The 15,110-nt window shown below is 54.3% G+C and carries 11 protein-coding genes; all 11 read left to right on the top strand.

Annotated features, from left to right (window positions below):
* The first annotated feature begins 44 nt into the window (after positions 1-44).
* The 11 genes from K2F33_RS25230 (at position 45) to K2F33_RS25180 (ending at position 15,085) form a co-directional block, all read left to right on the top strand.
* The gene (locus tag K2F33_RS25230; RefSeq protein ID WP_263879371.1) at positions 45-794 is read left to right on the top strand and encodes a response regulator; all 750 of its coding nucleotides are present in this window, start codon (positions 45-47) and stop codon (positions 792-794) included.
* 150 nt (positions 795-944) lie between these two features.
* Entirely contained in the window at positions 945-2,285 is a 1,341-nt protein-coding gene (locus tag K2F33_RS25225; protein ID WP_116230719.1) for an extracellular solute-binding protein, read from the top strand.
* Positions 2,286-2,634: 349 nt separating this feature from the next.
* Positions 2,635-3,516 (top strand): carbohydrate ABC transporter permease, encoded by an 882-nt coding sequence (locus K2F33_RS25220; RefSeq protein WP_263879368.1) that lies wholly within the window; start codon positions 2,635-2,637, stop codon positions 3,514-3,516.
* Positions 3,517-3,539: 23 nt separating this feature from the next.
* On the top strand, positions 3,540-4,385 hold the full coding sequence (locus tag K2F33_RS25215) for a carbohydrate ABC transporter permease (protein ID WP_076166330.1): 846 nt from the start codon (positions 3,540-3,542) through the stop codon (positions 4,383-4,385).
* 4 nt (positions 4,386-4,389) lie between these two features.
* Positions 4,390-6,636 (top strand): FAD-dependent oxidoreductase, encoded by a 2,247-nt coding sequence (locus tag K2F33_RS25210; RefSeq protein WP_263879365.1) that lies wholly within the window; start codon positions 4,390-4,392, stop codon positions 6,634-6,636.
* A gap of 209 nt (positions 6,637-6,845) precedes the next feature.
* Positions 6,846-8,921, top strand: a complete 2,076-nt coding sequence (locus K2F33_RS25205) for a serine hydrolase domain-containing protein (RefSeq protein WP_263879363.1) — start codon at positions 6,846-6,848, stop codon at positions 8,919-8,921.
* A 210-nt stretch (positions 8,922-9,131) separates the two neighbouring features.
* On the top strand, positions 9,132-9,812 hold the full coding sequence (locus tag K2F33_RS25200; RefSeq protein WP_076166325.1) for a serine/threonine protein kinase: 681 nt from the start codon (positions 9,132-9,134) through the stop codon (positions 9,810-9,812).
* Positions 9,813-9,891: 79 nt separating this feature from the next.
* Positions 9,892-10,266 carry a MerR family transcriptional regulator gene (locus K2F33_RS25195; protein WP_076166323.1) on the top strand — a complete coding sequence of 125 codons (375 nt, stop codon included), beginning with the start codon at positions 9,892-9,894 and terminating at the stop codon, positions 10,264-10,266.
* Positions 10,267-10,584 carry a thioredoxin gene (trxA, locus tag K2F33_RS25190; RefSeq protein ID WP_192714358.1) on the top strand — a complete coding sequence of 106 codons (318 nt, stop codon included), beginning with the start codon at positions 10,267-10,269 and terminating at the stop codon, positions 10,582-10,584.
* A 269-nt stretch (positions 10,585-10,853) separates the two neighbouring features.
* Complete coding sequence (locus K2F33_RS25185) at positions 10,854-13,535, top strand: discoidin domain-containing protein (RefSeq protein WP_263879358.1); 2,682 nt, start codon at positions 10,854-10,856, stop codon at positions 13,533-13,535.
* 257 nt (positions 13,536-13,792) lie between these two features.
* On the top strand, positions 13,793-15,085 hold the full coding sequence (locus tag K2F33_RS25180) for a cupin domain-containing protein (RefSeq protein WP_263879357.1): 1,293 nt from the start codon (positions 13,793-13,795) through the stop codon (positions 15,083-15,085).
* Positions 15,086-15,110: the final 25 nt, after the last annotated feature.

The following is a 15,110-nucleotide window of genomic DNA, read 5'->3' as shown; positions in this document are numbered from 1 at the left end:
CTTTCTTTGGTTCCTTCTATCTAGCTGTTAAGGAGTGAACGCGCATGTGGAAAGTGCTGCTGGTTGAAGACGAAACCTTCGTGAGGGAGTCGGTCAAGGAGATCATCCGGTGGGAGGAGATGGGCTTTACGCTTGCGGGCGAGGCGAGCAATGGGTTGGAAGCGTTACCGATAATCAAGAACGACCCGCCGGATCTGGTGCTGTGCGATATCGTCATGCCGCAGATGGACGGCCTTGAACTTCTGCAGGAAACGCGGAAAGCCGGCATCGGGTCCAAGTTCGTCATGCTGACCTGCATCGGGGACTTTGAATCCATGCGCCGAGCGATGGAATACGGGGCCTCCAACTATATTTTGAAGCTGTCCATGAGTGTGAAGGATCTTCGGGAGACGCTGTCCAAAGTGAGCAGGGAGCTGTCTGCCCGGCAGCCGCAAGTCGAACGTCCGGTTCGACAGCCGGCGGCCCGGGAGAAGATTACGCACCCGGAAGTGAACAAAATTATGGAGTATATCGAACAAAACTACGATCAGGACATTACGCTCAAATCGCTCGCCCGTTATGTCATGATGGGGGAAAACTACGTCAGCGCCTTGTTTAAAAAGAAAACCGGGGAGACCTTGATCCACTATCTGCACCGGACGAGGGTCGAGAAGGCCATCGAATACTTGACGACGACGGACCTTCCGGTCAATCGGATCTGCCAGAACGTTGGTTTTATGAACGACAACTATTTTATTAAAATTTTTAAACGGATGACGGGGATGACCCCGAGCCAATACCGGATGAAGCAATAGAACAAAATGCATATTCAGTATCGGTCACGAGCCGCCGAACTGCGTATTTCTGTTCCATGGGAATCATGATTCTGTTACTTACGGCGGGGCCCGCCGCTTTGCTATCCTTGAGCTGCAACAAACAATTCATTTTGATACGGGGGGCTTCAATTGAGAAAAAAAGGTTGGCTTGCGGGATTCGTATCGCTGGCGCTGATCGCGGGCGTGGTATCGGGCTGCTCCGGCGGCGGCAGTAAGGGGGATGCCGAGGGGGCGGCGGGCAGTGCAAAAGCCGCTTCGTCCGCTTCAGGCGGCGCCGTCAAACTGAAAATGTGGGGCGGGGTTCCGCCGGAGGCCGGTCCGCAAGAGGTGGTGGATGCCTGGAATAAGGATCACCCGGATATTCAAGTGGAGTATGTGCGCTTTGTCAATGACGATGAAGGCAACTTGAAGCTGGATACGGCGATTATGACCGGACAGGATGTCGATCTCTTCGTCAACTATTCCGCTTCCCAGGCGTCAAAACGGGTAGCTTCGGGGGCTGCGGCTGATCTGAGCGCCTTCACGGACTATAATATCGATGAGAAAATGGGGCCCGAAGCGGCCGGCTGGAAGATCGACGGCAAATATTATGGCGTACCGACGACAAAAAGCTCCTTTTTCGTCGCGCTGAACAAGGATGCCTTGGATGCAGCCAACCTCCCGGTTCCGAAGGACTGGACCTGGGATGAGATGAGGGAATACGCCAAGAAGCTGAAGAAAGGCGAAGGCTACGGTTTTATCCAGAATACCGAGCCGTTTGTCGATCCGATCGACTCCGTGCTTGCCAAAGAAGGCTATACCAAGGCGGACGGCAGTTCCAATCTGGATCATCCGCTTGTGCGCAAATGGCTGGAAAGCTTGTATGGCATGATGAAGGATGACAAGACGACGCCTCCGCTCGGCGAGCAGCTGACGTCCAAAATGCCGGTCGAGCAAATGTTCCTCAGCGGTGAAGTGCCGATGCTGAACATCGGGGCCTGGCTGCTCCGCAGCTCCAACAACTTTACCGATTATCCGCGCGATTTCAAAATTGCGTTTGCACCGGTACCGCGGCTGGAAGAAGACGCCGCAAACTACGTGACCCGCGGCGGACTGGGCGATTATATATCGATTAACGCCAAGTCCAAGTATCAGAAGGAAGCGTGGGAGTTCCTGAAATGGTACGCGGACGGCGGTATGGCACCGATGGCAGCGGGCGGGCGTCTGCCTGCATCCAAGGATGCGGATCAGGATACGGCGCTGAAGAGCATGCTGGGAGACAAGGGGGACACCTACGATCAGGAATCCTTGATGTACGTCATGTTTGACAACAAGACGCCGACCTTCGTCCGGACTGTTCCGCAGGAGGTTATGGATCTGCGCTCGCAGGAATATGAGAAGTACTTCCTGGGGTCCCAGGACCTGGACGCGACGGTGGCGGCCATGGTGAAACGCCATGACGAATATTTAAAATCCAATCCGCAGCAGTGACCTATTGCCTCGAAGGTGGTACGCTATTTGAACACAAGGGATGGCCAAGTCTATTGGCTGTCCCTTGCGCATTCTGGATACTTGGATCAAAGCAAAAAAAGTGCCGAGGCAAGGGAGAACAAAAACGGCGAACAACAGCGATCGGTGGAAACTTCATGCAATTGCCCCTACATGGATCCGATTTCCCGATTATCGATAGAACGATTTGATGAACAAGCGCAGCGAGTCGTCCTCGAGGCGCTTTTTTTTGCATCATTTTGTGATATGAAGACGATGGTTTTGTTCCTTCTGCGAAACGTCCCGGCTTGCTAGACTGAGGACATCAAAAATATGAAAGTAGGCGAAACGCATGAACAACCATTGGATGAGAAGGCAGCGCAGGCTGGGTTACGTCTTCATCGGGCCCAGCATGATCGGCGTGCTGCTGTTCTTTCTCATACCGGCCGCATACTCTCTGGGTTTGGTCTTCACGGATTACAAATTCATGAATCCCAAGGTCGGGTTCGTCGGTCTCGATAATGTAACCCGGATGCTGCACGACAAGCTGTTTTACCTGTCCTTGAAGAACACCGTACTGTTCCTCGTGGCGGTGCCGGTGTCCATCGCGCTCGGCTTTGTCGTCGCGGTCATCCTGAACCAGCGGATCTACTTGAAAAAGCTTCTGCGCGCCCTGTACTTTATGCCGTACATTACGAGCGGGGTGGCCGTCGCGTTTGTGTGGATGCTGCTGTTCCAGCCGAAACAGGGGCCGATCAACGGATTTCTCCGAGGCATCGGCATGGATCATCCTCCCGGATGGCTGTCGACGACCACCTCCTCCATGTTTGCGATCGACATCATTTGGATCTGGTTTCTGATGGGGTATAACATGATCATTTATTTAGCGGCACTGCAGGAGGTATCGCCGGAGCTGCTGGAAGCCGCGAAGATCGACGGCGCCCGGCCGGGACAGCTGCTCCGCAAAATCATCTGGCCGCTCGTCAGCCCCACCACGTTTTTGCTGCTGGTGACCGGAATGATCATGACGATCAAGACGTTCGGCATTATTCAGGCGACAACGCAGGGCGGCCCCGGGAACAGCACGACCATCTTGTCCCTGTACGTCTACCAGAACGCCTTCCGGTACTACGACATGGGCTACGCCGCTACGATATCGTGGGCGCTGTTCATCATCATCCTGATCATTACGGTGATCCAATGGATCGGCCAAAAACGATGGGTTCATTACTAAGAGAAAGAGAGGCCTGAAGCATCATGGAACTCCAAAAACGACTGCTGGCCGGCACGCCGGGCAGGCTGCTGGTGACGCTGATCATGCTGGCGCTGGCCATCGTGATGGTTATGCCTTTTCTGTGGATGATCAGCACGTCTTTGAAAACACCGACCGAAGTATTCAAATACCCGATTGAGTGGATTCCCGCGCATCCGACATGGGAACACCACCTCAAGGTGTGGACCGGACCGAAAAGCTTCGGTACTTACTACCTGAATTCGCTAAAAATCGCCCTGATCGGCATGGCGGGCGCCACGTTCCTGTCCGCGTTTGCGGCTTACGGTTTTGCCCGGATCGAATTCAAGGGAAGGAACGCGCTGTTCATGCTATATTTATCCATGATGATGATTCCCCCGCAGGTCCTGTTCGTGCCCAAGTTCATCATGTTTGAATGGGCCGGCATTTATAATACGCATCTCGCACTGATTCTGCCCGGCCTGTTTACGATTTTCGGTGTATTCATGCTGCGCCAGTTCTTCCTGTCCATTCCCCATGAGATTTCCGAGTCGGCTTTTATCGACGGGGCGGGGCATTTCCGGATCTTCTTCCGGCTCATACTGCCTCTCGCCAAACCGGCGCTGGCTACCTTGGCCATTATCGATTTCTCCTGGCAGTGGAACGATTACGAGAACGCGCTGGTCTTTTTGATCGACGAGCGGCTGTACACCATTCCGCTTGGACTTCAGAACTTTATCCTGGAAAATACGGTGGACTACAACGGCATGATGGCCGCGGCGTCTGCAGGCATTATCCCGATGATCGTCGTGTTTGCGATCGGCCAGCGCTACATTATTCAAGGGTTGACCAACTCTGCGGTGAAAGGGTGAGAGGATGAAAACCGAGACGATACGAAGCGACGTAACCGTCATTGGCGGCGGGCTGGCCGGCGTATGTGCCGCTATTGCGGCGGCAAGGCTCGGCAGCCAGGTCGTGCTTGTGAACAACCGCCCGGTACTCGGCGGCAATTCAAGCAGTGAGGTGCGGGTGTGGGTGTGCGGGGCGACCGCGCACGGCATTAACCGGTACGCTAGGGAGACCGGCATCATGGGCGAACTGTTCGTCGAGAACCAGTACCGCAATCCGGAAGGCAATCCGTACCTGTGGGATTTGGTGATCCTGGAAGCGGTGCGGGCGGAGCCGAACATTACGCTGCTGCTGAACACCGATGTGCATGAAGTTGAGGCGGACGGTCCGGAGGAGAACCGGACGATCCGGTCGGTGACCGGCTGGATGATGGGCTCCGAGCGGCGCATCCGCATGGAAAGCCCGGTCTTTCTCGATTGTACCGGCGACGGTCTCGTCGGCTTTATGGCGGGCGCCCGCTGCCGGATCGGCCGGGAAGCCTCCCGTGAATACGGGGAAGCGTGGGCGCCGGAGGAGGCGGACGGTATCACCTTGGGCAGTACGCTGTTGTTTTACACGAAGGACGCGGGTCATCCCGTCCGGTTCGTACCGCCTTCTTTCGCCAAGGACATTACGCAGACGCCGATTCCGATCAAGCGGGTCATCCGCAGCGGCGACTCGGGCTGCCATTACTGGTGGATCGAGTGGGGAGGCGAACTGGACACGGTCCATGACAACGAGGTCATCCGGGATGAACTATGGTCGGTTATCTATGGGATCTGGGATTATATTAAAAATTCAGGGCGGTTTGATGCCGACGCCATGACGCTGGAATGGGTCGGTTCCATTCCGGGAAAAAGGGAATATCGCCGCTTTGTCGGCGACTATGTGCTGAACCAGAATGACATCATCGCGCAGGAACCGTTCCCTGACCGCATCGCCTTCGGCGGCTGGTCCATCGATCTGCACCCGCCGCAGGGGATGTATGCCGAAGCCAGCGGCTCCAAGCATATGCACGCGGACAGCATCTACCATATTCCGTTCCGCAGCCTGTATTCGGCGAACGTCTCCAACCTGCTGTTCGCCGGCCGCAACATCAGCGCTTCCCACGTGGCTTTTGGCACAACGCGCGTCATGGCTACATGCGCGGTGATGGGGGAAGCGGCCGGAACCGCCGCTGCGCTCTGCGCGGCGAAGGGCGTGCCGCCGCGGGCCATTTACCGCTCGCATCTGCACGAGCTGCAGCAGACGCTGCTGCGCCAGGACGCGGCAGTCATCGGCCTGCGGCATGAAGACGACCGCGACCTCGCCCGCCAGGCGAAGGTATCGGCCTCGTCGGTCCGCGGCAGCATCGGCGTCACCAAACCGCATTCAGCCTACCGGCTGGAGCGGGATGCCGCAATTTTGTTTCCGGTGGAGCCGGCGATGCAGGGACTGGAGCTGCTCGTAGACGCGAGCGGGGATACACAGCTGACCGTGGAGTTGTGGGACACCGGCCGTCCGGAAAACTACGTGCCCGGCACAAAGGTGGCTGAAGCCGAAGCAGCTGTTTCCAAGGGTGAAGCGCAGTGGATATCCCTTCCGCTGGCTTGGGCACCGGACACGCCGCAGAATGCTTTTGTCATCATCCGCGGGAATCCGGACATCAGCCTGTACCGGGCGGCTGAACCCCTTACCGGCGTTCTCGCATTTGAGAAGGGGGCGGTGCCTAACGCTTCAGCTGATTTGGAGGACCATGACGAGAATCAGCCCGTCGTGGCCTGGAGCATGAAGGCGCTGGTCCGGCAGCCGTTCTGCTTCAAGGTTCTGGGTAAGACCGCTGCCTATTCGCCGGCCAAGGCGATTGGCGGATACAAGCGGCCGTTCGGCGGACCCAATCTGTGGGCGTCGGATCCGATTGGGCCGGAAGACGAGGCATGGCTGCAGTTGACATGGGAGAGTGAAATCACGCTGCAGGAGGTGCGGCTGACATGGAACGATGACGTCAATGAAGACCTGATTAATCTGCATCATCACCGTACACCGTTCGAAATCATCCCTGAACTGGTCAAGTCATACCGGATCGAGGCATGCATCCGTGGGGAATGGGGCACGATCGCCAGTGTTCAGAATAATCGACGAAGAAGCAATCGGATCGCTTTGAATGAGCGTATCTCCGCCGACGTGCTGCGCCTCGTGATCGAAGAAACGAACGGTGCCCCTGCCGCCGAACTCGTGGAGATTCGGGTATATTGATTGGAAGGTCAACGGAACCCATCGTCACAAAAGTACGGTTTGAGGCAGCCATCCACCAAGATGGCTGCCTTTTCGAGTTAGCGCAAGCTAGATAGTTGGTCCTATGTCGAACCGCAGTATGAGACGATGTTCCCTTTTTGTTGGAAAACTGAACCAAATTCGGGGTGATGAACGTAGTACCGAATAGTCCAACAAAAGGAGGTTCATTCATGAAAAAAAGGATGGCATGGCTTCTGGCCGCCGCACTGACATTGACCCCGCTGGTTCCGACCGCAGCGATGGCGTCTGGCACGGAAGCGACGGTTCCAGCCGCCAAAGGGCTTAAACAAATCGCCGCAGAGAAAGCGGAACTGCTCACGAAGCAGTACGGGACGATCAGCGTGCAGTACGCGCTCATCGACCAAGGGAAGATTCAAGTTTCCGGCCAAACCGGAACGAATGATCAAGGGGGCAAGGTTCCGCTAACGAGCGGCACGATGTACGGCATCGGCTCAACGAGTAAAATGTTTACGACCGCCGCCGTCATGAAACTGGTTGACGAGGGGAAAATCAACCTGGATACCCCGCTTGTACAGTACATACCGGAATTCAAAATGAAGGATGAGCGTTACAAGCAAATTACCCCGCGCATGCTGCTGAACCATTCCTCCGGGATTCAAGGTTCCAGCCTGAATAATGCGTTTTTGTTTGAAGACTCGGACCCTTATGCGCACGACACTCTGCTTGAGCAGCTGTCCAAACAAAGCTTAAAGGCCGATCCGGGCGCTTTCTCGGTGTATTGCAACGACGGCTTTACGCTGGCAGAGATCTTGGTGGAACGTGTAAGCGGGATGAAATTTACTGCCTTCGTTCATCAATATTTCACCGGACCGCTGGACATGAAGAATACCAAAACTTCGCAGGATATGGTGGATCCTTCCCAAACGGCAGGTCTCTATTATCCGGGCATTCAGCAGCAGCTGCCGAACGAAACGGTGAACGTGATCGGAACGGGAGGCATTTATTCCACAGCGGAGGATTTGGCGCGGTTCTCGCAAATCTTTACCGGACAACAGCAGGGCATCCTGTCCGCCAAGTCGGTGGAAGCTATGGGTCAGCCTGAATACAAAAAAGGATTGTGGCCAAAAGATGCGGACAATTCCTTTGATTACGGCCTGGGCTGGGACAGCGTTAGGCTGTATCCGTTTAACGACTATGGCATCAAAGCAATGGTTAAAGGCGGGGACACGATTCTGTACCACGCTTCGCTGATCGCCCTTCCGGAACAGAATATGGCTGCGGCTGTCGTATCATCAGGCGGAAGCAGCTCGACGAACCAGCTCCTTGCGACACAAATCCTGCTGGAAGCGCTGAAAGAAAAAGGGACGATCAAAGAGATTAAGCCGGACAAATCGTTCGGTAAACCGGTTCCGTCCAGCATGCCGGAAGATCTGAAGAAGGAAGCCGGATATTACGGCTCGACCAATCAACTGGTCAAGGTTGATTTGAAGGATGGAATGATGTCCGTCACAGTTCCGAATGTACCTGAGTATCCTGCGGAGAAATATGTGTACACTTCGGACGGAACGTTCGTGAACGAAGCGGGTACCGCGAAAGTCAGCATTGTGAAGGAAAAGAATGGCTTGACTTACCTATGGGTCCAGGAATACAGCAGCGTTCCTGAGCTTGGGCAAATCGCGTTGTCCCATTATCTGGCTCAAAAGCTGGACAGCAACCCGCTGACGAAAGACGCGGCCAAAGCTTGGGATCAGCGTGAAGGTAAAACCTATTATCCGGTGAACGAAAAATACACGTCGGTCATGTATTTGATGAAGCCTACGCTGGAGATCAAGCGGGCCCAAGATTTCCAAGGGTATTTGAACGACAAAAAAATTACCGGACCGAATACGGCAGCCAGCGTTCTTCAGGTTCCGGGCATGGGCGGCCGGGACACGTCGGAATACAGCTTCTATAAAAAAGACGGGGCCGAATACCTGGAAGCCGCGGGCAGCGTGTTCGTCAGCGAAGATCTGGTGAAGCCGCTGTACCATGGCAAACAATCGACCGTCAGCATCAAGGCCGATGGTTATGCAAGATGGTTCACGGTTCCGAAGCAAGCCGCCGGAAAAACGATGACGGTGAAGCTTCCGGTTGAAGGAGGATTCGTCGTTTATGACGCCGAAGGCAAGCTCGTAAATATGAGTGAAGTCAGCGGATCTAACCAAGTTGTCCTGCCTAAGGACGGAACCGTTGTTTTCGCAGGAGACGCCGGATCTTCGTTCAACGTCAAAATCGATAAAAAGTAAGGTATAATACGTAACCTGCTATCATCATTCATCATTTCAAAGCCATTGAATGCAGAACCACCGCATCCTTCATCTACTTAGGGGCGGTGGTTTTATATTACAGAGGGAGCGAAATCCTGGCTGTAACCAACGAGCTGCCATTCACTTGGATTACCCGGCTCAAATACAGTAGAATAAGTAAAACCTAAGCTCGCAGGGGGCGGTCGAACAATGAACAACAGTGAAGAGTGGAAGCAGGCCGAACATGCTCTATCCCGAATCGAAGTGTTGAAACAAGGCAGCAACGAGCCGGTGGCGATAACCGGTGAATCGGAGGATTTAGTCTGTATCGGCATCGGAACCGACGCGGCTGTGTTTGTATACGAACCGCTTCCAGCGTATGCATATAAGCTATACACGGAAGCTGCGCTTCCAAAGAAGCAGGCGGAAATTCATGTCTACAGCCGGCTGGAAGACAGTCCGTTTTTTCCTGTGTTTTACGGGTCAGGAGAACGCTATGTCGTCATCAGCCGGGAAGAAGGTATGACTCTGTATGATTGCCTCCTGTATGGGATCCCGGTGCCAAGGCAGGTCATCGACGACGTGGATGCCGCTCGTGTATTTGTAAGGAGCAAAGGGCTTAACCCAAGGGACATTCATCTGAAAAATGTGCTGCTTCAGGACGGGCGCGGGAAAGTCATTGACGTGTCTGAATATGTTCAGAGCGGAAACGATAAGCGGTGGGAGCATCTGGAATGGGCGTATGACAACGTGTATCCGCTGCTGGAAGGCAAAAGGATTCCCTTATGGCTGATTGAAGCCGTGAAGACGGCTTATAACCATCTCGATCCGTTGAACATTAATTTACAGGAATTTTCCGAACGCATACGAAAGCTTTTTATAAAAAATTAATTGGCCGGCCTCTTGACCCTCACATTAGTGTCAGGGTTTACAATAAAGACCAACCGGGCAGGAAGGAGGAGATGGGGCCTTGAACATTGGAGAATTGGCGGAGCGGACCGGTGTTAGCATTCGCTCCCTTCGTTACTACGAACAAAAGGGGCTGCTTACGCCGCTGCGAAAGGAGAACGGGTACAGGGAATATACCCCGTTTGCGGTCGAGCAGGTGCAGGCCATTCAGCTGTATTTGAACCTTGGATTGTCTACAGACGAAATATCCGGAATCTTGCAGTGTGTCTTGCAGAATAAAGAAGCCTTTTGTAAAGATGTGCTGCCGATCTACCAGCAAAAGCTTCAGGAGATCGATAAACAGATTCAGGTGCTGACCAGCATCCGGGCCAATTTGACCGAGCGCATCGATTCCATCCTGCTCGAACGATCCCTATCCGGTCAGGAGGAAGGTTAAATGAGTATTCAAGCGGTTAACGATACGACGTTTGCGTCGCAAATAAGAGCCCAGGGAACCACATTGGTGGAATTTGGAGCGGTATGGTGCCCTCCCTGCAAGAAGCTGCTCCCCATGCTGGATGAATTGTCTGAAGAGATGGGGGATCAGGTGCATTTTTTGAAGGTGGACTGCGATGAGTCTCCTGCTACCGCCAGCCAATATCAGGTGATGTCCGTTCCGACGGTCATCGTGTTCCGCGATGGTGAGGCTGTCGAGAAGCTGGTTGGTCTTCGGCCGAAGAGCGTTTACGAGCAGGTTGTATCCAAGCATAGCTGACATGGGGATTAAGCTGTAAGCGAAGCTGGACGATTTTCCCGGTAAGAAGGGTGGATTGTCGCCTTCACGGTGAGATTTGATAAATAGTATGAAGTCATCAATAGACGGCGGTTCCGGAAGCATGGTTCACATGTTGGCCGGGCGCCGTCTTTGTCTGTTTGGAGGAAGGAATAAGAAAACACAAACCGATCGATAAAAACGACATGTTAAACGGTGAAGAGCCTTGTTATTATGTAAGCGATTTCAAAACAAGAAAGGTGGGATATAATTTGACGGGTTGGAGGAAAAAGGTCAGCGCAAGTCTGATCGTATTGATGATCTGCTCCCAAGCGGCAATGGCCGGGGGGAAGCAGGCAGTTGACGCTGCTGCAGACGGGGACGTGAACTTGGCGGTTGGCAGTACGGCGACGGCAAGCTCGGGCAGCGCAGCGAACGCGGTGGACGGCAAAGGCGAAACCGTATGGCAGCCATTAGCCGCCGACAGAAAGGATGATATGAACGTGTGGCTTTCCATCGACTTGGGTAAGGAGGAAACCTTCAACAAGGTGATGTTCAACCTGAACCGGGCAGACAATCTGAAGGATTACCGGCTGCTCTATTCGAACGACCAGACCAATTGGAATGAAGCATTCAGCAAAAACAAAGATTTAAGCGCATCGGAAACCGCCAGCTTTGAGGCGGTCAGCGCACGGTATTTGAAGCTGAGCCTGAATCTCAGCAAAGACCTGAACGTGCAGCTGTCCGAGCTGTCCGTGTATAACAGTTCGGAGGCACCGGCACCGGCGGACCTTCAGCGGATCTATTTTACCGATGCGGCCGGAAAGGAATACCCGAACAACAGCGAAATCCGGCTGAACAAAGGAGAAGAAGCAGCGCTGTTTTTGAAAGGTGAACTGAAATCCGGCAGCTTCGTGGATTTAAGTGAAGTGGCGAAAACCTTTAAATCTTCCACCATGGACGTGTCCGTATCCCCTTCGGGAACCGTGACGGCGAACCAGATCGGGGCTTCGCTGATGCAGGCGGTCGTACATACAACGGAAGATTTGAAGACAAGCGACCTATGGGTGGTCGTTGATGATCCCGCAGCTTTTCAAGGTGAAGCCTATGTCGTCAACTCCAAGCTGACGCATCCGCGGATGAAGACGGAAATCGGACAGCCGGCCGTTATCGAACCGCAGGACGTTTATCCGACCGTGTCCCTGACGCCTACCGTAAACGGAAATGTCACAGGCGAATTGATTTATAACGGAAACGAGACAGTTGATGCCTTGCCAAAGACAGCGTTGACTAAAGGAGAAGCGGTGGAATGGACGCCTGTAGGGAAAGCGGACCGGCAAGGGTCCTATCAGCTGCGGTTGACGATTGAACAGAGCGGCAAGGAACCGGTGTACGAATCATATTATTTTACCGTACTTGATCCCAAAAGCGTTCCTGCGGGACAAAGCCAAATCGCTTTCCGGGGTAAAGACGGGAAAATGGTATACGTCGGCGATTACCGCGGCAACCAAATTCTCGACTTCTCGAATGCCGGCTATATGGGCGGCGGTGTAAAGATACCGAACGTGCATGTAAAAGCCACCGTATCTCCGGGAGAGGGAGATGATACCGCACGCATCCAGGCGGCGATCGACGAGGTGGCCCGGCTTCCGCTCGGAAAGGATGGGTTCCGCGGCACGGTCCTGCTGAAAAAAGGCAGATATGACGTCGGCGGCACACTGACCGTAAAAGCCAGCGGAATCGTGCTGCGGGGTATGGGTCAGGACGAAAACGGGACGCTTATTTATGGCACCGGGGCCAATCCGCGCAATTTGATCGAAATCGGGGAGAATGTCGGCCTTACTTTGGACAGTGGATCTAAGCAGACGATCTCCGATCTGTACGTGCCATCGGGTGCGCGAACCTTTCATGTGGAAGACGCCAGTGCCTATCATGTAGGCGACCAAATCGTCGTCCGCCGGATCGGGGATAAAAACTGGATTCATGCGATCGGCATGGATTACATTTACAATCGTCCGGGCGGCACGGCAACCCAGTGGTCTCCGTTCAACCTGGATTTTGACCGGGTCATCACGGCCGTCGTCGGCAATTCGATTACGGTCGATGCGCCGCTGGCAAGCGCGATCGAGCGCCAGTGGGGCGGCGGTGAAATCTACAAATACACGGATGAGGCACGCATTCAGCAGGTAGGCGTCGAAAATATGCGGGTGGATTCGGACTTCGATCCGAGCGTCACCGATACCGTCATGGATAACGATACGACCGACCCGTATTATGCGGACGAGAAGCATGCCGAGCGCTTTGTCGTGTTTAACAGTGTTAAAAACGGCTGGGTCCGGGATGTGACGGGGTATCATCTGTCGTACTCTCTCGTTCAGATGAGCCGCAACTCCAAATGGATCACCGTTCAGGACAGTAAGATGTACGACATGGTCAGCATCATCACCGGCGGCCGCCGGTACGTGATCCATCAGATGGGCCAGCTGAATTTTGTGCAACGGATCTACACGGAGACCGCGCGGCATGCGTTTGTCGTTGACAGCAGGGTGCAGGGGCCAAACGTGTTTCTGGATGGTGAGGCGGTCAAGAATTATAACACCAGCGAACCGCATCACCGTTGGTCCGTAGGCGGACTGTTCGACAACATCAAGGCTCCGATTTCCATCCGGGACAGAGCTTGGCTCGGCAGCGGCCATGGCTGGGCCGGGGCCAACTATGTGAGCTGGAACACGGAAGGAGAGCTCACCTCCCAACAGCCGCCGACAGCACAGAACTATGCCATCGGACATGTCGGCGAGAAGGTGCCCGGACTGGTTCCGAGCGACTATGATCCCCGTCCGCGCAGCGACGGATACTGGGACAATTACGGCCAGCATGTGACCGTTGAGAGCCTGTATAAGCAGCAGCTGCAGGAGCGGCTGGGCAAAAAAGCGCTGAACAACATACAAAAGTAACCAACAGCTAGTTCCGACTGAGTAGCATCCACAATTTGTTGAATGATGCCAGACGATGAAGCCATGATTCCCATCCTATTCTCTTTTGAGTACGGCGGGCGGAATCATGGTTCTTTTTTATGTAAGCATAAAAAAACACAACCGCCAGGAATCTATGCCATGGAGAGACAGGCGGATCAGGAGTAGCATGGAGGCTGGAATCACGCAGTGAACGGAATAAATCTGAAAGATGCTGTTCAATAAAAGGAGGCCAAATTATGAAAGCGCTTCTCGTTGGGTTGGGAGGTTTTGGAGGCGGCTGGTACCGGAAGCTCCGGTCCCAGTATGCGGATATAGAACTCGCCGTTGCAGATACAGACTCTGGTAAAAGGAAGGCGGTAGAGGCAGATGGAATCCCTTTTTACGAAAATGTGCGGGAAGCCATCGAGAGGGAGCGGCCAGATCTATTGATCAACGTTACCCCAAGGGAGGTTCACAAGCGCATTAACGAGCTGGCGTTCGATCATAAACTGCCGGTATTTTGCGAAAAACCGATCGCTGACAATTATGAGGATGCCGCCGCGATGGTGCAGCGTGCTGAACAGGAGCAAATTCCGTTTATGATCGCGGAAAACTACCGGACTTTTCCAGCGGTCCGGAAGCTGAAGCAGCTCCTGGACGAAGGGGCGATCGGTGAGCTGCGGTCTATGGAATGCGATTTTTTCAGGCAGCGCCAAAAAATAACGCTGGAACGGGACGAGGTGCTGGAAGAAGTCATCATTCACCATTTTGACCTGCTGCGGTATTTGTCCGGCCGCGAAGTGAGCAGGCTGTATGCTTCACGCAGGCATGTGTTTCATATTGTTATGGACCTGCAGGCCGGAATCCAGGCCTCGTTTCGCTGTTCCTTGACCAGCCAGGGGCGGGAAACGCAGTGGGCCGGCGATTGGCGGATCGAGGGATCGCTGGGCAGCTTGACCTTTGCGGGCGGCGTGCTCGAGCTCGTGACGGCGGATGGCGTCCGGCGGATGGAGGATTTTAGTGATGTAGACGCCCCGGGACCGTTCACCGAGTTTTTGCGGTCACTGGAGGAGCACCGCCCGGGTGAAACGAATGCCAGGGATTATTTAAAAAATCAGGCTTTGGCGGATTACACGAGAAGGTCTCTCAGGACAGGTGTCCCTGTGGATCCTTCGGACAGCTGGGGATATGGGCCGGCCGTCATCCGCAATTTTCTTCGGGCCGAACTTACAGCCTCCGTGAGCCATGGGGGGGAAGGCTTGGTGCATGGCAGCAAGCTGTTAGGGAGCGGCGATTTCGATACGCCGCTGAAATTTTTGCATTACACGGTCATCCCGCCGGGGTCATCCATCGGCCTCCATGGTCATCGTGAGGATGAAGAACTGTATATTCTGCTTGAAGGTAGCGGGTTGATGACGGTGAACGGAAGAACGTACCGGGTGGAAGCCGGGGACATCGTCCTGAACAAGCCTTGGTGGAGGCACGGCCTACGGAATGACGGGGATGTGCCGATGAAAGCGATCATTTTTGAGGTGGGTATACCCAAATAGATGTGTCTGCAGCAAAAGCCGGAGG

The sequence above is a fragment of the Paenibacillus sp. PSB04 genome (assembly GCF_025809195.1).
GTDB lineage: Bacteria > Bacillota > Bacilli > Paenibacillales > Paenibacillaceae > Paenibacillus_AQ > Paenibacillus_AQ favisporus.
This window is presented reverse-complemented; position numbering and strand designations above follow the sequence as displayed.

Excerpts from the sequence above, each read along its gene's own strand:
- K2F33_RS25230 (WP_263879371.1), top strand. The coding sequence starts at position 45 with ATGTGGAAAGTGCTGCTGGTTGAAGACGAAACCTTCGTGAGGGAGTCG.
- trxA (WP_192714358.1), top strand. The coding sequence starts at position 10,267 with ATGAGTATTCAAGCGGTTAACGATACGACGTTTGCGTCGCAAATAAGA.
- K2F33_RS25200 (WP_076166325.1), top strand. The coding sequence starts at position 9,132 with ATGAACAACAGTGAAGAGTGGAAGCAGGCCGAACATGCTCTATCCCGA.
- K2F33_RS25220 (WP_263879368.1), top strand. The coding sequence starts at position 2,635 with ATGAACAACCATTGGATGAGAAGGCAGCGCAGGCTGGGTTACGTCTTC.
- K2F33_RS25210 (WP_263879365.1), top strand. The coding sequence starts at position 4,390 with ATGAAAACCGAGACGATACGAAGCGACGTAACCGTCATTGGCGGCGGG.
- K2F33_RS25180 (WP_263879357.1), top strand. The coding sequence starts at position 13,793 with ATGAAAGCGCTTCTCGTTGGGTTGGGAGGTTTTGGAGGCGGCTGGTAC.
- K2F33_RS25215 (WP_076166330.1), top strand. The coding sequence starts at position 3,540 with ATGGAACTCCAAAAACGACTGCTGGCCGGCACGCCGGGCAGGCTGCTG.
- K2F33_RS25205 (WP_263879363.1), top strand. The coding sequence starts at position 6,846 with ATGAAAAAAAGGATGGCATGGCTTCTGGCCGCCGCACTGACATTGACC.